Source organism: Flavobacterium sp. UGB4466 (assembly GCF_903469665.1).
Classification (GTDB): Bacteria; Bacteroidota; Bacteroidia; order Flavobacteriales; family Flavobacteriaceae; genus Flavobacterium; species Flavobacterium lipolyticum.
In genome coordinates this window covers 21369-48152 of sequence record NZ_CAGKLC010000021.1, presented here as the reverse complement: position 1 = coordinate 48152, position 26784 = coordinate 21369, and the positions used below count along the sequence as shown (strand labels likewise).

Genomic DNA, 26784 nt, shown 5'->3' with positions numbered 1-26784 from the left:
TCATGGCTGGAGAATTAGAAAAACTGAAAATCGTTGCTTATAGTGACCCGCAGTTTAATAACAAAATTGCCGATGGTAAGTTTTCTACGCTTATGAATCCGGAGAAATATACCTATCACTATAAAATTGAGACTGATGACACTCAGGCCTCCGGAACGAGTACGGTATCTCCCAAGTTCAACAAAAAACTACCGGAGAATCTGGAACTTGATTTTGTTTTCGACCGATCGGGAGTGATTAGCGGCTACAAAAGTTCGAGTAATGGTATTATAGACGACATTGAGAAATTTAAAAAGGTCATTCTGGATTACAACGGTGACGAACACAAACCCAACTATCTCATGATTTCATGGGGAACCTTGCTTTTTAAAGGGGCTCTAACCGAAATGGAAATAGAATTCAAACTCTTTAATCCGGACGGAACTCCGATCAGAGCTATCGCAAAAGCGAAATTTCAGGGTTTTGTGGAAGACAACCTCAGAGCAGCCAGAGAAAATAATAAATCGCCGGATTTAACGCATTACAGAATTGTAAAAGAAGGCGATACTTTACCCTTGATGACCTATCATATTTACGGTGATTCTAAGTATTATCTCGAAGTTGCAAAAGTCAATAACATTATCAATTTCAGAAAATTAAAAACCGGGCAAAAACTATTTTTCCCACCCTTACAAAAACAATCCTGATGAACAACAGCGGAGTCATACAAACCAGTCAGAGTGCCGATTTAGTAACGTACAAAATTTTAATTGAAGGGGAAGAATTGTCTAAAACCTATCAGGTAAAAAGTATTGTAGTGCAAAATGAGGTGAACCGGATTCCTATGGCTCAAATTGTTCTCACAGACGGAGAAGCTTCTGAAAGAGATTTTAAACTGAGTAATGAGGATTTATTGATTCCGGGGAAAAAAATTGAAATCAATGCCGGTTATCACAATGATGAGGAGGCCATTTACAAAGGAGTCATCATCAAACATTCTATCAAAATAAAAAGCGGTGCTTCTTTGCTCATTATTGAATGTAAAGACGAAGCGGTAAAACTAACGATCGGCAGAAAGAGCAAGTATTTTTATGATGTAAAAGACAGTGATGCTTTTGAGGAAATTATAGGTACATACGGACTGGAAAAAGACGTTGAAGCTACTAATTTTAGTCATAAAGAACTGGTTCAGTACAATACTTCCGACTGGGATTTTATCGTTTCAAGAGCACAGGCTAACGGAAAACTTTGTTTTGTAGAGAACGGAAAAATCACCATCAGCAAACCCGATCTGAGTTCAGCAGCTGTTGAAACCATTACTTTCGGAGCAACTTTGCTTGATTTTGATGCCGAAATTGATGCCCGAAATCAATTTGCCAAAGTGTCTTCGTACAGTTGGGATTACACCAATCAGGAATTAGTGGAAATCGAAGCCAATGATCCTGGTGTAAGTCTCAATGGAAATTTATCGGCTTCTGATTTGTCTGAAACTATCGAACTGGAAAATCTGGAACTGCGTCACGGAGGTACCATTACTGAAACAGAATTGCAGGATTGGGCCGACGCCAAATTACTGTTTCAGCAATTATCCAAAGTTCGTGGAAGAGTCAAATTTCAAGGAATCCCTGCCGTAAAGCCCAACACCATCATTACACTGGAAGGCGTTGGTGACCGATTCAACGGAAGCGCTTACATCACTGGAGTTTTTCACGAACTAACAGAGGGAAACTGGACCATCGATGCCCAATTCGGATTAAATCCGGAGTGGTTCTCTGAAACCTATGACATTCACACGCCAACAGGTTCCGGAATCATGCCGGCCATAAGAGGACTTCACGCCGGAATCGTCACACAACTGGAAGGCGACCCTAATGGTGAAGACCGCATTCTGGTCAAAATTCCCATCATCAACAATGAAGAACAGGGTATTTGGTGCCGTGTTGCTTCGCCCGATGCAGGAGAAAACAGAGGCATTTTTTTCAGACCCGAAATAGAAGATGAAGTAATTATTGGTTTTGTCAACGAAGATCCAAACAATGCCATTGTTTTGGGCATGCTTCACAGTAGTGGAAAGCCTGCTCCTATAACAGCTTCAGACGATAATCACCAAAAAGGGATCGTAACCCGAAGTGAAATGAAGGTCATGTTTGACGACGAGAAAAAATCGATAGGAATTGAAACTCCGGCGGGTAAAAAAATAACACTCGACGAAGATAAAGGTGTTATCGTTATTGAAGATGAAAATTCGAATGTCATTACCATAGACAGTAATGGTATAAAAATGGAAAGCGCCGGAAACATTGAGATAGTCGCATCAGGTGACGTTAAAATTGAAGGAACCAACGTATCCTTAAAAGCCAAAGCGCAGTTTAAAGCCGAAGGAAGTGCGGGAGCTGAAATGTCCTCAAGCGCAGTGGCTATTGTAAAAGGAAGTATCGTACAAATAAATTAATCTGTTGGAGATAATTTTAAAAAAAAAGTTTTAACACATAGAAACATAGATTTTTAAGTGCAAAAAGAGAGCAGAAAAGAAACTTATTTCTTTCACATAAAAGGTTATGTGTATTTAAATAAAGTGAAACGCCTTTTTTAGGATGCAACACCTATGTTACTATGTGTTAAAATGAATTACACTCAACGAAGGTTAAGTCAATACCAATTGTACTCAATAATATAAAAAATATTGAACTGAAATATAAAAAATTATGGGAGCACCAGCCGCCAGAATTACAGATATGCACGTTTGCCCAATGGTTACCGGAACCGTTCCCCATGTGGGAGGACCAATTTTACCTGCCGGTTCGCCAACCGTATTAATTGGCGGAGTTCCAGCCGCATGTGTTGGAGATATGGCTACCTGCACAGGACCTCCTGATACCATCGCCGCAGGTTCGGCAACCGTTTTAATTGGAGGAAAACCCGCAGCACGTATGGGGGATTCCACCGCACATGGAGGCACAATAGTAGCCGGATTAGCAACCGTTTTAATTGGTTAATTATGGAAACAGATCAAGCTTTTTTAGGAACCGGATGGAGTTTTCCTCCCGAATTTAAGAAAACAACCAGAGCTACTGTAATGATTTCTGATGAAGAAGACATTAAAAGCAGTCTGGAGATTCTATTGTCAACCAAAATAGGAGAACGTATTATGGTCCCTAAATACGGCTGTAATGTAGACGAACTTCTTTTTGAACCGTTAACCACAACCTTAAAAACGTATGTGTCTGAACTCATCAGAACCGCCATTTTATACCATGAACCGCGAATTGATGTGGAGAAAATCGACATCAGTCAGGGAGATGATTTAAATGGCGAATTGTTAGTGGCTTTAGATTACAGAATCAGAGCAACCAATTCCAGAACTAATATGGTATATCCTTTCTACAAACAAGAAGGAACTAATATTTAATACCGATTGTATATTCAATATAGTCCAATTGCATTGGACTAAAATATAAGTAAAATTGATATAAAAAGCATTATGTGTAACAACAGCGACCATACCAACGATACCTTATTTAAAAGAAATGGCACCGATCAGGGCGACCGCGTGAATAGTATTCTCGATCCCCACAATTTGGAGCTCCATGACTTTGATAGGGAAGACTGGTTTCTTTTTACCTATAATTTTGCCAAACAGGTTAACTTTTTTGACACCAACAACAGCAAAAAAGCTTCCGGAAACTGGCAGGAAATTTTTGATCATTTTGGCTATTCGAAAAAAGACATTCCAAACAGAAAAGACAAAGATTATACGCTTCTGAAAGAAAGTATTTCGGAAACACTTCGGGATATTGAATTCGAAGGCACGTTAACGCCTCACATGACCCTTTTTATCTGTTTCCTGAAATTATTGGAACTGTCTAAAGAGCGCTTTAATAAAATTACCAAAAAACATCTCGATTTCTTTTACAAGGATATTTTACAAATCGAAAAACTCGCTGCAAAACCGGATCAGGTACATGTTATTTTCGAGCTGGCTAAAAAAAGTACCGAAGAACGAATCGAAGCACAAACGCAATTGGATGCCGGAAAAGATGCTTTAGGCAACAAACTTATCTATAAAACAACCGAAGAATTAGTTGCCAACAAAGCTCAAATTACGGCGCTTAAGAGTGTTTATAATGATATCACGCTAGGGGAGATAAAATGCAGCCAGGTGGCCAACTCTCTTGATGGAAAGGGAGAAAGTCTTAAGGAAGGATCCAAGTACTGGCTGCCGTTTGGATATACTTCTGATGAAGAAAAATATACTGAACTGGAAGCTGCCAGACTTGGCTTTACCATCGCTTCACCCTTATTGCAACTAAAAGAAGGCGAAAGAAATATCGATATTACCGTTACCTTCAATGAGGCTTTTACTTTTGATACCGAACCGTTCAAAGAACCCATTACCGTCAATGATCTTGTTGATAATATCAGCATTTTCTGCAGTGGTGAAAAAGCATGGCTTGGTCCTTTTAAACTTATAGGAACAGCTGCTACTTCAGGTATTGCGGGAAAGCAATTGCGATTGGTGTTTCAAATTTCAAAAGATACCCCCTCTGTTGTAAACTATAATCAAAAGAAATTAGGAGAACATTTCTCTACTACAGAACCTGTTATCCGATTTTTAATTCGTACAGAAGACAAAAAAGGACATTATTTGTTTAGAAATCTGGTGACCAAAACCGTCAGCAGCATTGGTGTTAAAGTAGACGTAAAAGATGTAAAATCACTATTACTCGAAAGCGATACCGGTTTACTAAATGCCGAAAAGCCTTTCTATCCTTTTACCACACAGCCTACCAGCGGTTCCTCATTTCTTATTGATTATCCGGAAATGTTTTCCAAAAAATGGAAGAATATCAACGTCTCTATAAAATGGAAAAACACCCCCAAATCTTTTAAAACGCACTATCAGGCCTACAAAAAGAAATATCAGGATACCACAATAAGCCAGACTCTTTTCTTTAACGGAATGTTTCTGGAAGAAATTATAAAAGACAAAGCCGTAAATCAGCCGGAAGACCCTGAGCCTAAAGCAGATGCTGTCGCCATAAATATTCCAAAAAAAAGTAATTTGATTCTTAACACCGTCGACACCGATCTTATTGTAGACTCCGATGCTTATTTTAAAGGTAATGTATCTCTCTTAAATAAAGAAAACTGGGAAACTAAAATTACAGACACTACTTTGTTTACGCTAAAAGACGGGGTTTATGTAACCGAATTTCCTTTAGCAGGAGACGGTTACGACATTGACAAAAGCGGCCCGATCCGATTGACGCTAAACCAATCGTTGCTGCACTCTTTGTACCCCAAAATATATACACTCGCTGTTATGAGTAAAATTGCGGATACCCTGATTCCGAATGAAGCTTATACGCCATTTGTCGAAACCATTAGTTTAGATTATACGGCGGAGGAAACGGTCAATTTTACCCATCAAACCGAAGTCGAATATCAGTCAGAACGAATCCGATTATTTCATGAAGCTCCATTTGGACAGAGTGAAGAACATTCTTATTTAAAAAATGTTGCCAGACAGAAAGGGGTTTTGGATGCTAATAGCGCTCTTACAAGCCGTCTCGTTCCTGATTATTGCAAAGGAGGCGAATTTTACATCGGTCTTGAGGAAGCCGAAACTTTACAGCAGGTTGCTTTATTGGTGCAGATACTTGAAGGAAGCGAAAATCCACAGGTAGACTCTTTCGTGGGGAGACAAAAAATAGAATGGTTTGTTCTTTGTAACAATCAATGGAAAAATATCGAGAATGAAATTTTAGCCAATTCTACCGATAATTTTTTAAAGTCGGGGATACTGAAATTTGCGATTCCAAAACAGGCTACCAAAACAAATACTTTATTTCCGGACAACCTGATCTGGGTAAGAGCAAAAATGCATAAAGCTTATGATGCCGTCTGCAAAATAATCGATATTAAAACACAAGTGGTTACAGCCGAATTTTACAACCACAATAACGAATTGTCTCATTTAGAAAAAGGATTGCCCGCTGAAACGATTTCTAAACTCATTACCCGCATCACACAGGTGAAAAGTGTCGCACAGCCTTTTAATTCTTTTAACGGAAAAGCACAGGAATCAGACGAGACCTATTACAAACGGGTAAGTGAACGTCTTCGCCACAAAAACAGAGCGATAACGCTATGGGATTATGAGCATCTTATCCTTCAGGAGTTTCCGGAAGTTTTCAGAGTAAAATGCCTGAACCATACCAATAATGAAAAGGAATCCTTTCTTTCTCCCGGAGATATTACTCTTATAGTGGTCCCGGATATTATAAACAAAAATGTATTTGACCTTTATGAACCAAGAGTAAATACGGCTACCTTAAATAAGATTCGAAATTACATCAGCAATCTCAACAGTATGCATGTCGAAGTCGCTGTAATTAATCCGGAATACGAGAAGGTGATCATCAAACTCAATGTGCGGTTTTATGCTCAATACGATGAAAACTTTTATAAAAAACAGCTCAATGAAGATATCACCAAATTTTTGTCGCCGTGGGCATTTGACACCACTCAGGACATCCTTTTTGGGATTGAATTACACCGGAGTACGATCATTGACTATATCGAAAAATTATACTATGTAGATTATTTAGCAGAGTTAGAAATGGCGAAACTCAAAGACAATACCGAATCAGAAAATCCGAACGATATTACTTATCAGGCAACACTGGATTTCTTGCCGGTACTGTCACCGTCTAACCCAAAACGCATACTGGTGTCGGTAAAAAATCATATCATTTCTACAAAAATCAACAGTTGTACAACACCTAATTTTCAATCCGAAGAGTCATGTCAATACTAAATCCACATAATACAATTCCTAAAAAGGTTGCGACCGAAGATGACTTGGATTTTTTCTATCTCAGAAAAAAAGGCATTGAGTATATCGAACAACTGGGTGGCAAATTATGGACTGATTTTAATTCGCATGATCCCGGTATCACGATGCTGGAGATGCTTTGTTATGCGATAACCGATCTCGGTATGCGAACCGATTTGCCAATCGAAAACCTCCTTGCTTCTGACGTAAAAGAAAAAGATATTCCCAACCAGTTTTTTAAGGCTTCCGAAGTATTGACTACAAGTCCGGTTACTGCACTGGATTACAGAAAACTGTTTATCGATATCGACGGCGTTAAAAACTGCTGGCCGGCAAAGCACTACAAAACCGTTTACGTGAATTGCAAAGACGAACTGCTATCCTATAATTATCAGGATTTTAGCGAAGTCCCAAGCCGCCTTAAAAAGCAATTTCAGCTCAAAGGCTTATACGATCTTTATGTCGATTTCGAGAGCAATAAACTCTCTGAAATTAATAGTGTCAAAGACAAAATCAGACAAAAATTTCATGCCAACAGAAATCTGTGTGAAGACCTGATCAACATTATAAAAGTCGATGAATATCCTATAAAAATATGTGCCAGTATTGAGATCGATACTCAGGCCGACGAAGAAATGGTTCATGCCCTGGTGTTAACCGCATTAGACGGTTATTTATCAACCACCGTTAATTTTTATTCGGTTAAGCAAATGCTTGATAAGGGGTACACTTCCTTAGAAATTTTTGACGGGCCGGTTTTGGAACACGGTTTTATTGATACCAAAGAATTAATCGAAGCCGAACTGACCAGTGAGGTGCGATTATCGGATATTATCAAACTGATCATGAATGTGCCCGGAGTGCTGACCATCAAAGATATTTCTCTAGGGAATTGCGGCGATGATGAAGCGGTGGCCAATCAGTGGCTGCTTTGCCTCAAAGAATACCAAAAACCGGTAATCTGTAATAAAAGTGTTTTCAACTACAATAAAGGCGTACTGCCTCTGAACATCAATAAAACCCAGGTAGATCTTTATCTGAAGGGAATTAATGACGTAAAAGATAAAGCTACCGATTATTCCAGCAAACACAAAGAACTGAAAATACCAAAAGGCACTTATTTAAACCCAAACAGTTATACCACCATACAGAACGATTTTCCGGATACGTACGGAATCGGAGAAGTCGGTTTACCGTCAGGAGCCACAGTGGCCCGACAATCGCAGGCCAAACAGCTTAAAGCCTATCTATTATTCTTTGATCAGATTCTGGCCAGTTATTTTAAACATTTGGGAAAGGTTAATGAAATACTTTCGGTAAGCGGCAATCTCACTAAAACATTTTTTACTCAGGCGGTGAAAGACATTAAAGGCTTTAGCGAACTGGTGGAGGACTATCCTGAAAACAATGATGATTATCTGACCGAAATTCTTTTTAAAGAGCTGGACAACAATATTGAAAGACGAAATTCTATTCTGGACCATCTTTTAGGGCGGTTTGCAGAACGTTTCTCTGAGTATGTTTTCATTAACAAAAGTATCTATGGCAGTGCTACGGATGAGGTGGTGCTGAAAAACAAAGAAGACTTTTTGAAAGATTATAAAATCGTAAGCAAAAACCGCGGCAGCTCTTTTAACTATTACCGACAGCCCAACAGCAATCTCTGGGATACTGATAATGTCTCGGGGGTAAAAAAGAGAATTGCAAGGCTTTTGGGGATTAAAAACTACAACAGAAGGCATCTTTCGGATTCCTTTGTAGATCTCTATCATTTTATTGATTCCGACAATCAACTGGTATACCGATGGAGAATCAGGGATGATAAAAACAAAATCGTACTCTCGGCCACAACAGAGTATTACGACACTTCGGTCGCCAATCGGGAAATGTATTTTGCTATTTTACAAATCATTCAAACCCGCGAATACAATGTCGAAGAGGCTTTTAAAAAAGGAATCACAGATCCGCAGGTCATCGATAACATCCAGATACACCGGTCGCCTTCCGGAAAGTATTCGTATGACATCATTAATCCGTTAATTACGGATGTGAACAATAAGGACCGTATCATTGCCAAAAGGTACACTTACTACAGTTCTTTGGCTAAAGTAAAACAGTCTATTCTCGATTTGATTCATTTTATGAAAGAAGTGTTTACAGAAGAAGGTTTGTTTATTGTAGAACACATGATGCTTCGCCCGGATGTGAACCAGACTATTGTAAATCTGGCAACATTTTTACCGGTCTGCACCGATGAGTGTAAGAGCTGTGAACCTCTCGACCCTTACTCCTATCGCGTCAGTATTATTCTGCCCGGATATACTTTGCGTTTTGCCAACATCGATTTCAGAAATTATATCGAAAAAGTAATTAAGGAAGAATTACCGGCGCATGTGCTGGCAAAAATCTGCTGGATCGGACATCGGAAAAATGAAATTCAAAATCCGGCAGAAAACGAACTTTTGCGGTTTGAGAACTCTTACAAGGATTATTTATTTGCCAAAACCTTATTGAATCAGGATCAGCCGGAGACAGATCTCATAAAGCTTATCACCTCTCTATCGAACCTCAGCAATTTATATCCTACAGGAAGATTATTTGACTGCAACGACGAAAACGAAAATCAATTCGAGAAAATAATACTGGGAAAAACAAATTTAGGATCACTATAAATACCATTCAAAATGTTAGTAAAACTTTCAACCATAACAACGCTGTACCGAAGATTCACTAAAAATCAGGTACTAACAGAAGGACATCTTAACGAGATTGTAGATTATTTTGATGATCAGGATCGTATTTCCAGAATTGGTCTTAGTGGTGTCGGCATCATTTGCGGATTTAAGGTTTCGTACAGCCCCGTTTCAAAAGACATTACCATAACACAAGGCAGCGGTATCACAACCGACGGTGATCTTATACAGTTGTACAAGTCTACTCCAAACGGCGGAAAAATTATTGATTTTGAAAGTAAACAATACACGCATTATAAAGTATACGACAACAAAAAAGCGGCTTACAAACCTTATTTTTACGATGGTTCAAAACAGCTTGAGATCTTCGAACTTTTAACTGCCGAACAGCAGCTTATCGAAAGTGCCAATACTTATCCGATACATTATCTTAAAAAAAATACCGGATTAGAGGTAACGGATGCTGTCGTTCTTTTGTATATCGAATCGTATGAAAAAGATTCCGATCTCTGTGTCAGTCTTTCCTGCGACAATCAGGGACTGGAAATCATTGGCAATCACAAAGCCTTATTGGTAAGCAAAACCGTTGCGGCGCAGATAAACACTCATGATAAAATCATTAGCAAAATCAAATTCTCTAACCTGTATTACAAACTTCCGGAACTGGTCTCTAACCGCATTGTATTACAGCCCGAAGATTTTAGCAGTTATTATGAAATCAAAAGAAAATTCACCAATGGTCTGTTCAGAAACAATGTAGTGGTCAGACTGCAAGACGGTTTTGAGATCCTATTGACCCCTTTAAAAATGCCAACTATATTGGATTCTATAAAAAAGAATCTGGCTTCTCTGTACAGTTTTGATGAAAAAAATGTCCCACCTGATTTTCAGTACCGATACGATCTGCTCAACGATTTAATTGATACTTACAATGAGATCAGACTTTTATTATCAAATATGGACTATGATTTTTGCTTTCCGGACATCAAATCATTCCCCAAACACTTAATGCTGGGAGAAGTGCAGAAAAGTGGTCCTTGTTTTGAATACCGACATTCTTTTTACAAATCACCATTGCTCACGGGACAAAACCTTAGCACCTGTAACGATTGTCTCCCTTTTGACACACTTAACGAACCCGGGAAGAAAGACACCATTAACGAATTTATTGTCGATTTAGAAGGTAAAGAAATTACAATCTGTTATGGAAAAAATACAGATTTGCAGCAATTGTACAGTCTGATAAAACGCTGCGTACAATTATTAGCGAACTACAATGTAAACTATACTTATATAAAAATCACTCCTAGTTTTGAATTGGGTTCGCTTGGTAAAAAAGCAATTCCATTTTACAATAACGTGGGCGATCATCTTATTGAACTTTGGGATTACGAAAAAACCACTATCGGACAACAGCGCAATAACAGAAGTTATCACGATAACTTATTGAATACAAAATGGCCTAACGAAATGGTCTCAGATCACAACTTCTACAGAATCGAAGGGCATCAGGGTACAGACTACAAAAAAGCACTAAAAACGATTCAGGCCATCAGACGTCAGTACGGTTTAGGATTCAATGTTGTTGTACTTGGAGTAAAAGCCTATGACGCGAAAAAAATAGTTGAAAATTATACCTCCTACTATCTGAACAAAAATCACGGATACGAGCACAAATCCGGTGTGGCACCCGGAGGCACATTTGTCATGATCTATATCGAAGGAGAGTACAGTCAATATCCTTATTATTACGGCTATGGTTATCCGTACGAATATCCGCGTGGAAATTCACTCGCAGGCGATTTTGAAAAAGAAGGCGATAAAAAAGAACCCGGAGAATCTATCGTGATAAATCCCGTAATAGCCGATTTTACCTTGCCGTATTTATGCTGCGATGATAATTTCATCACGCTGTCCTTACCTATGAATCATATCTGCTTTGATGAAACAACACCTTACTTCCCCTTTCACGTAACACCAACCGGAGGTTTTGTAAAAGCCGATGTAGACGAAGATTTGAATGGCGGAGTGACCAAAAATCAGTATGGAGAATTTGTTTTTGATCCAAAATTGGTCAGTGAAGAACTCATCGGAAAACCGATAACTTTTACAGTCAATAATTTTGAAACCAACTGTCAAATAACCATTTTCAGAAAACCAAAATTTGATTTCACCTTTGTCTTCCCGAAATCGCTTCATAAGGATGGGGTTGTGGTTGATTTTAGTATTAGCGGTGAGAATCAGAAAGACATGAAATATGTTTGGGATTTTGGTGATGGCAGTGAGCCTGTTGCCACTACTGAAGCAAAAATTCAACATATTTATGTCTATGAAGTACCCGCTAAAGAAAGCTATAGTTTTCAGGTAAAAGTTACAGGTGAAAACGGAAACTGTAATGCTCAGGCACAGCATCCGGTGACTTTTGAAGTGCCTGTAGTAGTAAGCATCGATACTAAAAACATCTGTAAAAATGATCTCAAACCACATGTTTTAACCATTGAACCGAATAGCAAGAAAACCGTCTTATCAGGCCCGGGAGTCTCCCAAAATGATGCCGGTCAGTACATTTTTATCGGCAATAATGTTCCTAAAGATGTCGATCAGGTGGTTATACTAATAAACGGTAAACCTTCGAACCTTACTATTATAATGCAGAATCCACCTGTAGCTTTGTTTAGCCATGCAATCAGAAATAATCAGATTGCCTTTAGCAACAAATCCACGGATGCTCTAAAATACATCTGGAACATTGAAGAAGAGATAATCGAAACCGATGCTACAGAAGCCATCATACGACCAACTTCGCTATACAAAAACGACGTGATCAAAGTATCGCTTTCTGCACTCAACAAAAGATGCGGCGAATCAATAGACGGTCCGAGAGATATCCGAATTCGCGAAAAACCGACTGAAAATCCCTGTCTGACTAATGCAGTAGAATTCGTCAAAAAAACGAACCTGACTTTTGAAAAAATCAACCAGCAGCCTGAATTACAAAAATTTAGTAAAGAGACTCTTTCGCTGATTACTGAAATTCAAAAACAATTTGCAAGTGTTGAAAAAGAAACCAGTGCTTATATCAATGGAGATTTTAATACTGCATTACCCGAGATGTACAATGAACTTGTATACCACAATTTATTACTGGGTTCAAAAAATGCAAGAATGGAAGAGGAAAAAACAGTACTGAGTTTCCTTACCGAAAGTCATATCTCGCTTTTCTATACCATCATAAAATGCCAGCCCGCAGAACTCCTAAATAAATTCGAAAAACCCTTTACAACCATTACGGCACGTATAGACAGCTTGTTACAAGGTTTTGTAAAAAATCAGTATAAGACCGATCCTAAAGGAACCTTAAAAAGTTTCTTAACCGATCAGAAGATTCCGTTTAAGGACATCAAATTTATTCTGGAAGCCATTGAATCACAACTAAAAAGTTTAAACTAAATGCAACACCTTGGGAGCCATATCATCAACAAGCTGTTTCTAGAGGTCAATACCCAATCTAAAGAGAAGGCGTATTACCTCAAAGATCATCTGGATACGTTTCTAAAAGAAGAACTCCTTCCTCTTTTAGAAGCCTATTTTGATACGCTCCATACTCAAATACCACTGTACAGTATTCAGATCGAAAAATTAGACCTAGACCTTTCTGTTGCTCCTGAACTTAATTTTAATGCCTTAAAACTGGAAATTTTAAATCAACTTCAAAAACAGATTGAAGATCAGATTCAAAAAGGTTTTCCCGATACGCAGCGTTACAAATTAATAAACCGCGAAGAAAAAAACAGTGATGAATTCTTTATTTTTCTGGAAACAGGAACCAGTCCCTGGTGGGTGATTACCAGCGACAATAACTACGGTAACGGCAATCGTAAGAGTAATACTCCCCCTGGTCCGGAAGAGGATCCTCAATTACAAAAAAATATTGGAGACAAAACTTTCGGTTCAAAATTGCGAAATGCATTGAAAAACTCCCAAATCAGAACCCGTTTCATCAAACAATTATCAGACGCACAGATTTATGATATCCTTAAAAAAACACTTCTTTTGACCGCCGATGATAAAGAAACAGCTACCAAAATAATTGAAAAGATCCATCGCAATATGCGCAAACTTGTTTCGAAATCGAAACAGGGCATAAATCAGCGCAATCTAATTTGGGAAATAGTCTTTTCGGAATTGTTACAGCATGATGAAACTCTGACAAAAGAAAAATTAGTGCAGCTGATTGCTTCTTTTGTTTCTATAACTCAGGAAAACCTGAAAATCATATTAGAACAAATCAGGCAAAATGTATCCGATAAATCAGTACTCTCCGTACTAAGCAATCTTGCTCCCGAAATAACCAATATAAAAGCTCTTTCTGAACAAATCGCTTCCGACGTTCTTCCGGAAAGCGATAAAGAAGAATTCTTAAAATTAAAATTTTCAGAAACTGACAGATCTCCTGAAGTTGCTAACAAACCTCAACCTGATACTAAAATGGAGGCTCAAAATAGGGAAGCTCAAGATTTAGAATCTGGAAATAAGGAAAAGGAAAAAATTCATAAAGTTGTTGATCCTGATAAAAAGAAGAAAACCGAAGAAAATCGAAATCCTTCTTCAAAATCCCCGGAAACCGATGATGCAGAAACGGCAGAGATCAATACTCTTTTGAATCGTAGTAAGGAAATCGAAAGTAAAAATGAAGAAACTAAAGATCTGGAAGACTGGCATTCGGCATTATTCCCTGCTGACGGAGCAACTTCGGATGTTCCTTCTTCACACTATGTAAACAATGCGGGACTAATACTGGTGCATCCTTTTTTGAAACATCTTTTCGGGAATTGCGGTTTACTCCATAAAGACCATACGATAAACGATCCCGAAACTGCCGCCCATCTGCTACACTATATCGCGACAGATCGGGAGCAGGATTACGAATCTCAAATGCTGTTCGAAAAAATGTTGTGCAACATCCCCATAAACCGACCTATAAACCGAAACATTATACTCTCGGAAGAGTTAAAAGATCAAGGCAAAGAAATGCTGCAAGCCGTTTTAGACAACTGGCCGATTATGAAAAATTCTTCTATAGCCCTATTACAAAATGAGTATTTACAAAGACCCGGTAAAATAATTCTTAGCCAAGACAACCCCAAAGTCATTGTCGAAAGAAAAACACAGGACATTTTATTAGATAAAATTAGCTGGAATCTGGGAATTGTAAAACTCGCATGGAAAGACAAGATCATTTTTGTGGACTGGTAATACGATATAAAACATGGAAACCGAAAAAAACACATTTCTAAAAGAAGATGAACAAAATATTTTCTACGAGCAAAAACAAGCTCTCAAAAATATTTTTGAAAACCTCGATATCACAAAGATTGCCTTTGTAGGCGGAATTGCGGATTACATTAACCTCCGTGCTTATTACGATATGCCTATAAATGATATTGATATTATTTATGAAAATGAAGACGATTTATCCCTCATTAAAGAAAATGAAGTGATCACCCGTTTTTTCAACCGCTTTTATGATCTGGAGGGGGAAGTTTTGGTTTCAGAATACCAGATCAACGATAAAAATGTCCATACAGATTATTACAAAAGAGATTTCTCTAAAATAGGCTTAACCCAGTCCTATTTATTAGGTAAAATGGTATGGCACGCCACCTTTGATGAAATGAAAACATTTCATAATGACCAGATTCCGAAATTGACCTCAGAAGCAACGGGTGAAAAATACGAATGGAAAAGACTCTATAAACACAGTAAAAAAGCTTCGTTATACAACAACGTCTGCTATCTGGATGAAAAACAACAGCTGCAAACCTTAAGCGATATTTTATGGAAGAACCAAGAATAATATACAGCCTGAACGCTTTTCCTCTGATCAATAATCGTTGGCAGATGGGCAATAAACTTAAGGAAACCGTTTACATGACCGCTCTGAGTATTTTGTACAGTCATCTTTGGTACAAGGACATTGAGCTTTATGCAGACGAAACTGCCTATAATTTTTTGTATATGCTGCCCTGCAGAATCACAAAAATGGATAAGGAACACAATAAAGAATTGTGGATGAAATCAAAAATTCATGCCATCGAAAAGCAGACCAAACCTTTTGTTCACCTCGATACGGATGTGTTTATAAAAAAGAAAATCAATTTCAATTTCGACTCCATTATTCTCGAACGCAAAGAATGCGGTTATGAAGCGCACTATAAAAAACAAATCGATTTTTTTAACCAATACACGCAAAATTTACCTTACTGGCATCCTGATTTAGGACTTTCCTACAGCTGTGGCATACTGGGGTTTAATGACCTTACACTGCGCGATAAATTTATAAATGCCTATTATGATCTGGAAAAAATCTATATCACCAACCGTAAGGAATTTGAACCATTAAAGCAACAAGGTTTTGAGCCCTGTATTGTCATAGAACAATACAATCTGGCTTCTGTATTAGACTATAACAATATTACGCCTACCCTGCTTCTTAAAGGAAAAAATATAACCGAACAGAGTAAATATGCCAGTGAAATAAGCTACAGTCATCTCTTTGGTATTAAAAAGTACAAAAAAGACATTACGGAAGAAATTGAATATCGATTGTTTAAAATATTTCCATACTGGTACGCACAAATAAAGATCGAACTCGAAAAACATCAGATCATACCAAAAGAAGAAACCAGCTCTCCAACGATGCTCGCATCGTAGCACCCTTTATTCCGGAAAATTGATCCCGTAAAGGGTAAAGAAATATTTTTTTATTTCAAATAATAAAACAATGAAGTGATGAGAACGCTAGAAAATAAAAAGCCAATTGCTCAATCCTCCTCTTCCGCTTTTTTTGGACCTAAAATCCAGAAAAAACTGAAAACCGGAACAGTCGGTGACCAGTTTGAAGTTGAGGCAGACCGGGTTGCCGATAAAGTAGTGAATAATAATTCGTCCGGAGGAAGTCTTCTGCAGTCGAAAGAAAACGTACAGCAAAAACCAATTGCAGAGACCATCTCTTCTGTTCAGAGTAAGGAAATCAAACAAGAGGAACCTGTACAGAAAAAATCCGATAAGAAAGAAGAGGAAAAACCTGTTCAGAAAAAATCCGACAAAAAAGAAGAAGAAAAACCGGTACAAAAAAAATCAGATAAAAAAGAAGAGGAAAAGCCGGTACAGAAAAAATCGGATAAGAAGGAAGAAGAGAAACCGGTACAAAAGAAATGTGCTGATTGTGAAAAAGAAGAAAAAGTACAGTCTAAAGATCAAAAAGAAGAAGACAAGGCCTTACAAAAGAAAGAGCAAAATCCCGATGCCGAAATTGAGAATAATGAACTCGAAGGAAAACTGGACCACTCAAAAGGTGGAGGAAACGGCTTAGACAAAAAAACCAGAAAAGAAATGGAATCGGGTTTTGGTGCGGATTTCAGCGATGTAAAAATTCACACTGATACGAATGCTGTCCAAATGAGTCAGGAATTAGGAGCACAAGCTTTTACCAATGGCAACGATGTCTATTTTAACAAAGGAAAATACAATCCGGATTCTCGCGAAGGGAAACATTTGCTGGCACATGAATTAACCCATACCATTCAGCAAACCGGAGCCGTACAAAAATCCGTCGATCCTTCTGCAACTGCAGCTGAAGATTTAGAATCTCCTCGTTTTAAAGGAGATTACAAATTAGAGCAAACGCACGATGATTTAGATTATCTCGCTACCGGAAGTAAGGGCGAGCCTGTAGAAAAAGTACAATCGGGTTTAATGGATTTAGGTTATCAGCTTCCTAAATTCGGTGCTGATGGTGATTTTGGCAGTGAAACACGAGCTGCTGTATTCAAATTCCAATCTGATAATGGTCTGAGCTACGATGGTGTTGTTGGCGTACAAACAATTGGTCGTTTAGATGATATTTATGTTGGAAAAGGCTCAGGTCCAGGCAAAGACAAAAAGAAAAAACCACCAAAGAAAAAAGACAAAAAGACCTGCGATATAACGAATATATTTCATTTCTCCTCAGATCCGGTTCATATTGAAACATTAGAAACAAATGGTGATTGTAAATCATTTTCAATCTCATTAACAACCACAAGAAATAAAAACGAGAACCCCTGTTCGGGTTACAGCGTCGAAATTATTGATTCCACAGGGAAAAGTTTAATGGGACCAACCTCGTTCAAAATTGGTGGTACCGTTCCAATTAATTTCACCGCCCCAACAGCAGGCAAGTTCAGCATGATCATTGGAACTCCTGCTTCCTGTGGAGAGAATGCTTTTAAAGGTGTGGGATCAAAACACAGACATTAATAAAATCAAGTACCGTTAACGATACATGGGAGCCTTTAACCAAAAATCAAAATCCAGTCCTTCCGGACCATCCGCCTTTAATTCAAGGCAGGGTGAGGATTTTTTTGGCGTACAGACCAAGCTCAGTATCGGAAAATCGAATGACAAATATGAAGTGGAAGCCGACAAAGCAGCAGATCAAATCGTTTCTCAAAAACAAAATGCCAAATCGGAATCTTTTTTTAGTCCATCTTCTGTAGTTCAAAAAAAATCTTTAGCAGAACAGAGTACCCCTGTTACGCAATTAAAAACGGAACAGGAAGAAACACTTCAAAACAAAACTGAAACTGTTGTAGCCGGAACTCCTAAGCCAGTCGAAAAAAACCCGATTTCAAAACCACTGATTCAGCAGAAAAAAACCGAAGAGGAAGTTCAGACCAAAGAAGAGGAACAGGAAATTCAAAAAAGTGCCGAAACTGAAACAAGTCCAACAAATACGGCATCGCTGGAAAGCAAACTTCGGAGCAGTAAAGGCGGTGGTTCTCCCATGACCAATACCACTCAGGAACAAATGGAATCCGGTTTTGGGACTAATTTCAGCAAAGTGAGAATCCACAATGATTCTAATGCTGTTCAAATGAACAAAGAATTAGGCTCTCAGGCTTTTGCCAATGGTAATGACGTCTATTTTAACGAAGGAAAATACAATCCCGATTCGCAGGACGGAAAACATCTGTTAGCACACGAACTTACGCACACGATACAGCAAGGCAATAAACCCAACATTCAAAAACAGAATCCTTCAAGCAATTTAGACAGTCTAAACGAAATGCTCGACAGTTTTAATGTTCCCGAAGATGAAGTCATTACAATGTGTTCTCAGCTTAACGATACTGAAAAAGCAACTATTTTAGGCAATAGCAGTTACAAAACCAGAATGGCTGCAGCACTTGATGTAGCCCAAATGATCAGAGCAGTTAATAATTTGGGAGCTCCTCTGAATACAAAACTGGAATGGGTAAATGCCGCCGCTACCTTTGGAACATTTTTCATGGACTACAGTGAAATTAAAGGAATGGTAACCGCTGCCGATCAAACGCAAAGAGATGTTTTAAAAACCGATGTCTGGAAAAACTTTTTTGTTGACGTTTGTACTGATGCCAATATGATTGAAGCTCTTGACGATTTACAATTTGATTTAATAACAAAATTAGTATGGCTTAAAGCCGAAGTCTTTTCTGCCACTTGGTCAATCAACTATTCAAACATAAAACCCTGGATTACAAGCACCACGACTAACCAAACCGAAAGAGATGCCCTAAAAGTGCATACCGATGTGGGTATGAATTTCTTTGTAGACGTTTGCGACAATATTACTATAATTGAGGCGTTAAACGATCTGCAGTTTGATTTAGCTACTAAATTGACCTGGCTGAACGCCGAAATGTTCATGACGAGATTCGAACTCGATTATGCTACTATAAAACCATGGGTCATACATTCCAGTACAGACCAGGCACAAAAAGACGCTTTAAAAACGCCTCTCTGGAAAGATTTTTTTAGCACGATTTGTGATAACATAACCATGGTCGAAGCTGTAACCGATCTCAATTTTGACATTGTAACACAATTAGAATGGATTAATTATGAAGGTTCAGATTTCATTCCAAAACTTACCTGGCTTCTCAATCACAGTACTGATTATGATGCCATTAGAAATGAAATCTTAAATGCCTCTCCCGGCGACAGACAAGCTGCATTGGCAGATACCAGCATCAGAAGCTTAATCAATTCAAGACTGACAGCTCCGGTTTCTGTTGCCGTTTTCTCTCATCTTTTATTGGGGTCAATGTATTGGAGAAACCCTCCTAACAATGATTTCTTCGCTTATTTTGTAACCAATGGCGGTTCCGGAACACTTCCGGCTGCTGCGACTATGAATTGCTGGGAAAGCATCATGTATGCTGCTTATCTGTCTAACCGAATTAATGCTTCCTGGATTCAGACCTTCTATAATAATGCATTTAGTTCCGGCGGAGATCCAAATATTTTGATATGGAGCCAATTGGGTTGGAACAGCGGTCTGCCTACCTATCCGGGTACGACGCCAACAGTCGGGCAGTTAATTTTTTATACTGCTTCGGGCGACCCTTACCCAGGACACGTGGCAATGGCAATCGACGGAACTCACGTCATCAGTTTATGGTCGGAGCCTCATAATAATTATTTTATACAGCGGGTCGACATTACCGTATTTTCAGGAGTAATTCAAATTTCTAATCCACCTTGGTAAATTGTTTAATCAAATATGAAAATGGCTCTATCTTTATTATTAATTTTAGTATTTACCAATTGTCAAAACGTTTCTAAAATGAATCCGGAAAACAAACACGACCTCACTTTTAAAATTGTCTATAAACAATCGATAGATTCCGTACCTGCTTTATCAAAGTATCCTACAATCGGTAAAAACGGGCACGAATATTCTCGTATAGACATTCCAAACCCTGCACTTTCATTTCCCGGAAAATATATGGAATTGTATGGAACTTCAGAGGCATTAATTGGTCGATATGTTTCTGAGAATGGCACACGGGACAATCATTTTTTCTCTATCCTTAATGATTCTTTTAACTACCATTCCGATTCTGATGTCATTGATGTGGCTGTTACTACAAATGGGGATTTTCTAAAGTTAACTTCTGACTTCCTGTATATCGTAAAAAAAGATACTGTCAAAATTCAGCATCCTTTAAAAGGAATGAAAATCCTCCTCTCAGAAAACAAAGACATTTGGGTAATTGGGATCAGTAATGCCTGGCTGATTGAAGGTGATTATACAAAAGTCAAAGTCCTTGAATGGTTGGGCGGTATTCATACCGTTTCTTATCAGAATGCGCTCTATTGCATCGATAATTCTAAAAGTACAATTGTTTCTTTAGATACAAAAGGTATTGCTGCAAATGAGAAAACAACACCAAACTTCGGCCCCTTTGAAAAGCTCGCCGGCTTCTGGGGCAATAAATATATTACCCTTGAAGGCACTACTTTCAGATGGTATGAAGAAACTGTTCTGAAAAGAAAAATAGCACTTCAGTCTGCCGGTGTTTTAAATAATGGAGAGGTATTTATTTCTTATACCGAAAACAAAAAAACCTACTTAAAAACCAATACCATATCCAAAGAATGGGAGGTTCCCGAAGATTCTAAAAGTTACATTCTGCCCATTGTTTTTGAAAAAGGAGATTCCTACTTCGGTTATCATTTGAACAGCTTTGGTGAATTCAGTAAAAAAGATCAAAAGGCACAAGAAACAAACCATATCGATGAAAAGGTCTATGAAAAAACCATATTGCCTTATCGATGGAAAATTGGACAAAGTCGTTATTTTAATATCCCTGATTACAATAAGCTACTGGTATCCCTGGTTGGACCTAAAGAAATTATTCTAATGGAGATCAATAGTTCTTTTTAAATTTTAAAACGGTAAAATATGACTTAATTATGGGTGCTCTTGCAAAAAAAACAGCTCATTCCTCCAATCAAACTACCTCAACGAATGAGCGAGGCAGCAGCTCTTTTTTTGGTGTACAGGCAAAACTCAGCATCGGCAAATCAAATGATAAATATGAAGCGGAAGCGGACAAAGCTGCGGATCAGATAGTTTCTAAAACGACTAAAAATAACCCTGAACCGTTTTTCAGCCCATCACCCATAGTTCAAAACAAATTAGAGGAGGTACAGAAAAAGGAGGAAACCGCTCCTCAAAAATCAATAGCCGAAAACCTCTCTCCCGTTGTTCAGTTAAAATCAGAAAAAGAAGAAAAAGAAACCGTTGTTCCTGAAAAAGCAACTGTAGAAGAAACCCCTCAGAATAAAACCGAAGTTCCTCAAAACGAAACAACTAAAAACACTGAAACCAGTTCTGTTCCAAAACCAATTGTTCAGCAAAAGAAAGCCGAAGAAGAAGTTCAGACTAAAGAGGAAGAAGAAATCCAATCCAAAGAAGACGAAAAAGAGCTTCAAATGAGCACTGGTGCCGATGCAAACCCTTCCGATGATTCTAATCTGGAAAGTAATTTAAACAATAGCAAAGGTGGTGGTTCTCCGCTTTCTAAAAACACCAGAACAGAGATGGAATCCGGTTTCGGAGCCGACTTTGGCAAGGTAAAAGTCCACAACGATTCAAATGCCGTTCAGATGAACAAAGAATTGGGTTCACAGGCATTTGCGAGTGGAAATGACATTTACTTTAACGAAGGCAAATACAATACAAATTCAACAGCCGGAAAGCATCTTTTAGCACACGAATTGACACACACCTTACAGCAAGGCGCCAGTGCCGTCCAGCCTAAAATGATTCAGAAAACGCCAACTGCTGCAACTCCGGTTACTACTGCATCAGCCAGCAGTGAACGTATTTCTTTACAGACACCAACATTTACACCACCGGAAGCAATTGCTACTCAGATTGAGGCAGCGGGAAACAGAGGCGCTGAGGTTAATGTAACCTTTGGTCAATGGGCATCAGGTGTAATCAAAATGAAAAAAAATACAGACGGTACCTACAATACCAAAGACAATAGACAAAGCATAAATCTTAATATTAGTTATTTAAGTCCGCTTACAAGTATAAATATTACCCCGGTTTTAGCCATTCAAATAGAAAACAATACTATAAATGGTTATATTACAGTAAAAACAGGAGATCGGTTAGTTGGAAATCCGGCCGGACTTATTAATGCCATTAAAGACAATAGCGAAGCTTTTGGCTGGGTTGGAATTGACGTTACAAGTGTTCCAAACGTGCAAAACAGCATTGAAGGCGGAAATCTAACCTTAACAGCAAATGGAATTCCTGTTCAATTGGGAGGATTTGTAAATGCAACTCTTGACTTTGGAATTCAGGGTGAGGCTATCACATTCAGAGCCAGTGGAAGTGTTGAAGTTCCTAACCTAAGTCCAACTCAAATCACAATTGAGCGTAATGCCGAAGGAAACATAACCGGCGAAATTGATTTGGCTGTAAATATGGCCAATTTTAACGGTAGCATTCACGCTGCTTTTTTAAATGGAACTTTTGACATCAGAGGTACTGTAGGGTATCAAACCGAAAAAATAAGTGGTCAGGTTACTTTGCTGGTGACCGATGCAGCAACAGCCAGAAATGCGGCTTTAAGCCAGCTCGATCCTTCTCAAATTGATGAAAGTGCGAGGGAAACAAACGGAATTCCTGAAGCAAACAGTGGACCAACACCAGGCCCCAGGGCTATGGCAGGCTGGGGTGAAGTCGATTTTAGCTTTACCGAATGGATGACAGGCAGAGCTATGGTTATTATTGATAATGAAGGCCATGTCACTATTCATGGAGAAATAACGCCGCCTGCAGAAGTAGAATTATTTGCCCAACGAGATTATATAAGAGAAATTTTTACTGTTGAGGTCCGTACCATGTATGGAGTTCCATTGGTCGGTAACGTCTTCTTATTTGCCAATATTGGCTTAGAAGCTCTGGCGAAAATAGGTCCTGCAAAGATTTATAACATCAGGGCAGTGGGAACTTATTCTACAGATCCGGCAGTATTTAATGATTTTAGTCTTTCCGCCTCTTTCAATATGTCAATGTTTGCAGGACTGCGACTGCGAGCAGAAGGAGGATTAGGTGTTGAATTACTGGGTCATGATATAAAAGTAGGTGTTGGTGTTAATGCATTAGCCGGAATTAGAGGATATGTTGATGCCACCCCAACGATTGGTTACAGAGAAACGGCATCTCCTGAAGCCGGAAGACAAGGAGAGTTTTACATACACGGGCATGCCGAAATGGCTGCACAGCCTTTCTTAGCATTAGGTGGTGATCTGTTTGTCGAACTAGACAGTCCGTGGTGGTCTCCTGCGCCAGATGATAAATGGACCTGGCCTTTAGGGGAATTAGAATATCCTTTGCCGGGAGAGTTTGGTATTGGCGCTGATGTAGATTACGTTTTAGGCTCTGACGAATTACCTGAAGTTGAATTTGCACCTGTTGATTTTAACTCCGATAAATTCATGACCGATTTGATGAATGACCACGTCCCTCCTGCCCAATCTACAGATGCAGAGCACCCGGCAGAATTTCAGGAAGGAGCAGCCGGAGGAGAAGGAAGTGCGACTCCTCAGGTCACAGACTCAACTGGAAACCCTAATGCCGGAACAACCGGAACACCACCAGGTGCAGATGCTCCGCCAAACCCACCAACACCCGAAGTTCTGGCACATTGGGGTGATGGATTACAAGCATTACGAGCCTTGGCTACAACATCCGAAAACCATCCTTTAACACAAGCTCAAATTACAGCCGAATTAAACCCAATCAGAACCAGACATCATTTCACTCATTTAACAGCAAGAAGAAACGGTGAAAATTGGAATATTGATGCGGAAATGCCAAACATCAACAATCACAACACTCCAATTTTAGTAAAAGGAGTAAGAGGAGTTGGTGAAGAAGAAAATGAAGAGGTGAATGGAGAAACTAATGCTGTAAAAGGTGAGATACTACAAATAGAAAGACCTTTTGATGAGACGGATGGAGACAGACACACTCTGAGATTTAGAGACAATCACAATGCGATTCAGCTTATGGTTCATAGTGATCCTAAAGATATCTTTGAATATTTACATTCCGATGAAGTCGACCAAAATGATAGTACCGTAAGAGATGCTATCAGATTGGCTACAGAAATAAGAACTATGGCAAATAATGCTGCAAATACCAGTGGGGTCATCCCTAATTTAAACTCAAAAATGAGAGAACTCAGTGAGATGATGAGTCATATCAGAGGTAATCTCAGACGATATTTACCTGCAAATCCGGTATATAATTATCAGCCACAAGGCAACAAAGCGCATAAGGCAGAGGTAACTTTACTATCGGCAAACAGATCGGGTGGTACGGAGCCCGGAGGTTCATTTGTACAAGGCTGGGAAGCCATTCAAACCGGAGGTCTGACGAGAGGTGCCGGTCATTGGAAAAGACTCCATCTTATCAATCAGGGTTTTGGAGGATTTGGAGTTCCTGAAAATCTAACTCCGGGAACAACATCAAACAATTCTTCTTACGATAACAGGTTTGATGATCCTGTAAAAAATTTAATTGGAAGTCGCCCTAATGATCCAACAAAACAAGGTGTAGTGAAAATTGTTGCTGAAGTAGATAGTTATTACAGCGGAGAATTTCCAACAAATGTTAGCGCTCCCTTAGGCGGATCTTTAGACGTTAAAGATGCTAGTAACAGAGTCACAAGAGATAACTACGCTCAACATATAAAATTTGAAGCCTGGGAGTATAATTACGTCAATCGAAGCTGGGAATTAGGAAATAAATTTGTAGATGCCGGTTTAAATATTGACTTGCCTGACTGGAATTCGGTTAATCCTCCTGTAATTGGAGTGGGTACAAGAAGCGAAATTGTGCGAGCCTACAACTCTCTTCAACCAAGAGATAAATATAGGGTTGACTCACTGCTTAGCTCATCATTTGAGAGTATTCTAACTGACACCGTGATGGATATCATAAGAAGTAGAACATACAGTAATGTTACTGATTTTAGAAATGCTATAACCACTGAAGTAAGTGCTCCATCAACTCCGTCAGGCCGCAGAACACCCGAAACTATAACCAGGTTAAATGATATAAAAAATACCATCCCAATTATGGTCAATGCTAACGTATTAAAATTCTAACTATGGAAAATATACTTCTTGAAATAAAAGAACTTTCAGATTTAATGCTAAAGAAGGATCATTCTCATACTGTAAAACTAAGTCCTCTGGTGACCAGCAGTAAATTGAAAAAACTGGCTGCTGAATTAAAACTAAATGACTCTTTATTATCATTTTATACAACTGCGAATGGACTCTTTATATCATGGTTTTCTGATGTTGATATTTTATGCTTTGGTAAACTTAATATTCCCAAATTAGAAACATTACGAGATTATCTGACAAAAGTGGAAAAAACAGATCTTAAAGAATATTCAGCCTACATACAAAAAGGATACATCCCTTTTGATGTTGACATCATTAACAAATTTGTAACTTTCATAAAGCCAATAAAGGAAAATTACGAAATCATAAGAATGAGCCCCGATTTTAACGAAGTTACATTAAACTGTACTTTAGAATCTTACTTGAATTTGGGAATAAAGACTGGCGGACTTTACCATTGGCAAAATTACATCTCAGAGGAGGTTTTCAGTCACTTTATCAAATACAATAACGATTTTTTTTACTACTTAGTCAACACAAAGTTGAAACCTGAAATACTTGAATCGTTCTTTAGTGATTCAGGCACAAAAACAAAATCATTTCCCTCTATTGGAGGTGCTAAATTTAAAATACCGGAAAATCATAAAATTACAGTATATAAAGAAAACCTTGGATGCTCCAACATTGAAATTAGAAGAGCCGAAATCGCAATAAAAGACAAACTAAACTCCAATTTTGTTTTCTATCATTATCGAAGAAATGGCCTGGAAATCAGCTGGAAATCTGAAACCTACTTCGCCAATTTTCAAATGCTGCCAATTGAAACCATTTTTGGAGGAGTTCTTCATGCTCAGGAAAGAATTTGGGATAATAACTACTTTAAGTTCATTAATGCGGATAAAAGTTTTGAAAAAAAACTGAGTAAGTTTTATCCTTTAATAATTGAAGAGGCCGGAGATACCGTTTTCTCAATTGAAAATGAAAAAATTAGTCTTTATATTATTTCTTCCTCTTTTGAACCTCAAAAAATAAACCTTTCTTTCGAGACATTCATAGAAAAACTATATAGTTGTGGAGGAATTAGCGGATGGCAAAACCTATTTATTGATGAATACACTGAAAAAAATCCCTTGTATAAAGATATTTTAAAGGGAATTGAACACTGTTTTCCTACTCTTAATCTAATAGATTTTCTTAAAAATTAAAAAAATAAAGTCCCGATTATAAATTCAATAACAATAGGCA

The 26784-nt window shown here is 38.3% G+C and carries 15 protein-coding genes; all 15 read left to right on the top strand.

Features of this window, described 5'->3' with window-relative positions; translation table 11 throughout:
• Nucleotides 1-2 precede the first annotated feature (2 nt).
• The gene (locus tag JO950_RS08095) at nt 3-686 is read left to right on the top strand and encodes a hypothetical protein (protein WP_017497865.1); all 684 of its coding nucleotides are present in this window, start codon (nt 3-5) and stop codon (nt 684-686) included.
• Entirely contained in the window at nt 686-2431 is a 1746-nt protein-coding gene (gene vgrG, locus JO950_RS08090; RefSeq protein WP_202702186.1) for a type VI secretion system tip protein VgrG, read from the top strand. The genes JO950_RS08095 and vgrG overlap by 1 nt, the downstream gene beginning before the upstream one ends.
• A 253-nt stretch (nt 2432-2684) precedes the next feature.
• A complete protein-coding gene (locus tag JO950_RS08085) occupies nt 2685-2975 on the top strand; it encodes a PAAR domain-containing protein (RefSeq protein ID WP_017497863.1) in 291 nt (96 codons plus the stop codon).
• Between the two features lie 2 nt (nt 2976-2977).
• Nucleotides 2978-3388, top strand: coding sequence for a GPW/gp25 family protein (locus tag JO950_RS08080; protein WP_070908779.1), 411 nt, complete (start codon nt 2978-2980; stop codon nt 3386-3388).
• 72 nt (nt 3389-3460) lie between these two features.
• Nucleotides 3461-6799, top strand: coding sequence for a baseplate J/gp47 family protein (locus tag JO950_RS08075; protein ID WP_202702185.1), 3339 nt, complete (start codon nt 3461-3463; stop codon nt 6797-6799).
• On the top strand, nt 6787-9489 hold the full coding sequence (locus JO950_RS08070) for a hypothetical protein (RefSeq protein ID WP_202702184.1): 2703 nt from the start codon (nt 6787-6789) through the stop codon (nt 9487-9489). The genes JO950_RS08075 and JO950_RS08070 overlap by 13 nt, the downstream gene beginning before the upstream one ends.
• 12 nt (nt 9490-9501) lie before the next feature.
• Nucleotides 9502-12960 (top strand): PKD domain-containing protein, encoded by a 3459-nt coding sequence (locus JO950_RS08065; RefSeq protein ID WP_202702183.1) that lies wholly within the window; start codon nt 9502-9504, stop codon nt 12958-12960.
• Nucleotides 12961-14766, top strand: coding sequence for a contractile injection system tape measure protein (locus tag JO950_RS08060; protein ID WP_202702182.1), 1806 nt, complete (start codon nt 12961-12963; stop codon nt 14764-14766).
• A 13-nt stretch (nt 14767-14779) separates the two neighbouring features.
• Nucleotides 14780-15367 (top strand): hypothetical protein, encoded by a 588-nt coding sequence (locus JO950_RS08055; RefSeq protein ID WP_202702181.1) that lies wholly within the window; start codon nt 14780-14782, stop codon nt 15365-15367.
• The gene (locus tag JO950_RS08050; RefSeq protein ID WP_202702180.1) at nt 15349-16224 is read left to right on the top strand and encodes a DUF6734 family protein; all 876 of its coding nucleotides are present in this window, start codon (nt 15349-15351) and stop codon (nt 16222-16224) included. Before JO950_RS08055 ends, JO950_RS08050 begins: the two co-directional genes overlap by 19 nt.
• 78 nt (nt 16225-16302) lie before the next feature.
• Nucleotides 16303-17811, top strand: a complete 1509-nt coding sequence (locus JO950_RS08045; RefSeq protein ID WP_202702179.1) for a DUF4157 domain-containing protein — start codon at nt 16303-16305, stop codon at nt 17809-17811.
• 25 nt (nt 17812-17836) lie between these two features.
• On the top strand, nt 17837-20083 hold the full coding sequence (locus JO950_RS08040) for a DUF4157 domain-containing protein (protein WP_202702178.1): 2247 nt from the start codon (nt 17837-17839) through the stop codon (nt 20081-20083).
• A 21-nt stretch (nt 20084-20104) separates the two neighbouring features.
• Nucleotides 20105-21265, top strand: coding sequence for a hypothetical protein (locus tag JO950_RS08035; protein WP_202702177.1), 1161 nt, complete (start codon nt 20105-20107; stop codon nt 21263-21265).
• A gap of 29 nt (nt 21266-21294) precedes the next feature.
• Nucleotides 21295-25515 carry a DUF4157 domain-containing protein gene (locus JO950_RS22250; RefSeq protein ID WP_237732318.1) on the top strand — a complete coding sequence of 1407 codons (4221 nt, stop codon included), beginning with the start codon at nt 21295-21297 and terminating at the stop codon, nt 25513-25515.
• 2 nt (nt 25516-25517) lie between these two features.
• Nucleotides 25518-26744 (top strand): hypothetical protein, encoded by a 1227-nt coding sequence (locus JO950_RS08025; protein WP_202702176.1) that lies wholly within the window; start codon nt 25518-25520, stop codon nt 26742-26744.
• Nucleotides 26745-26784: the final 40 nt, after the last annotated feature.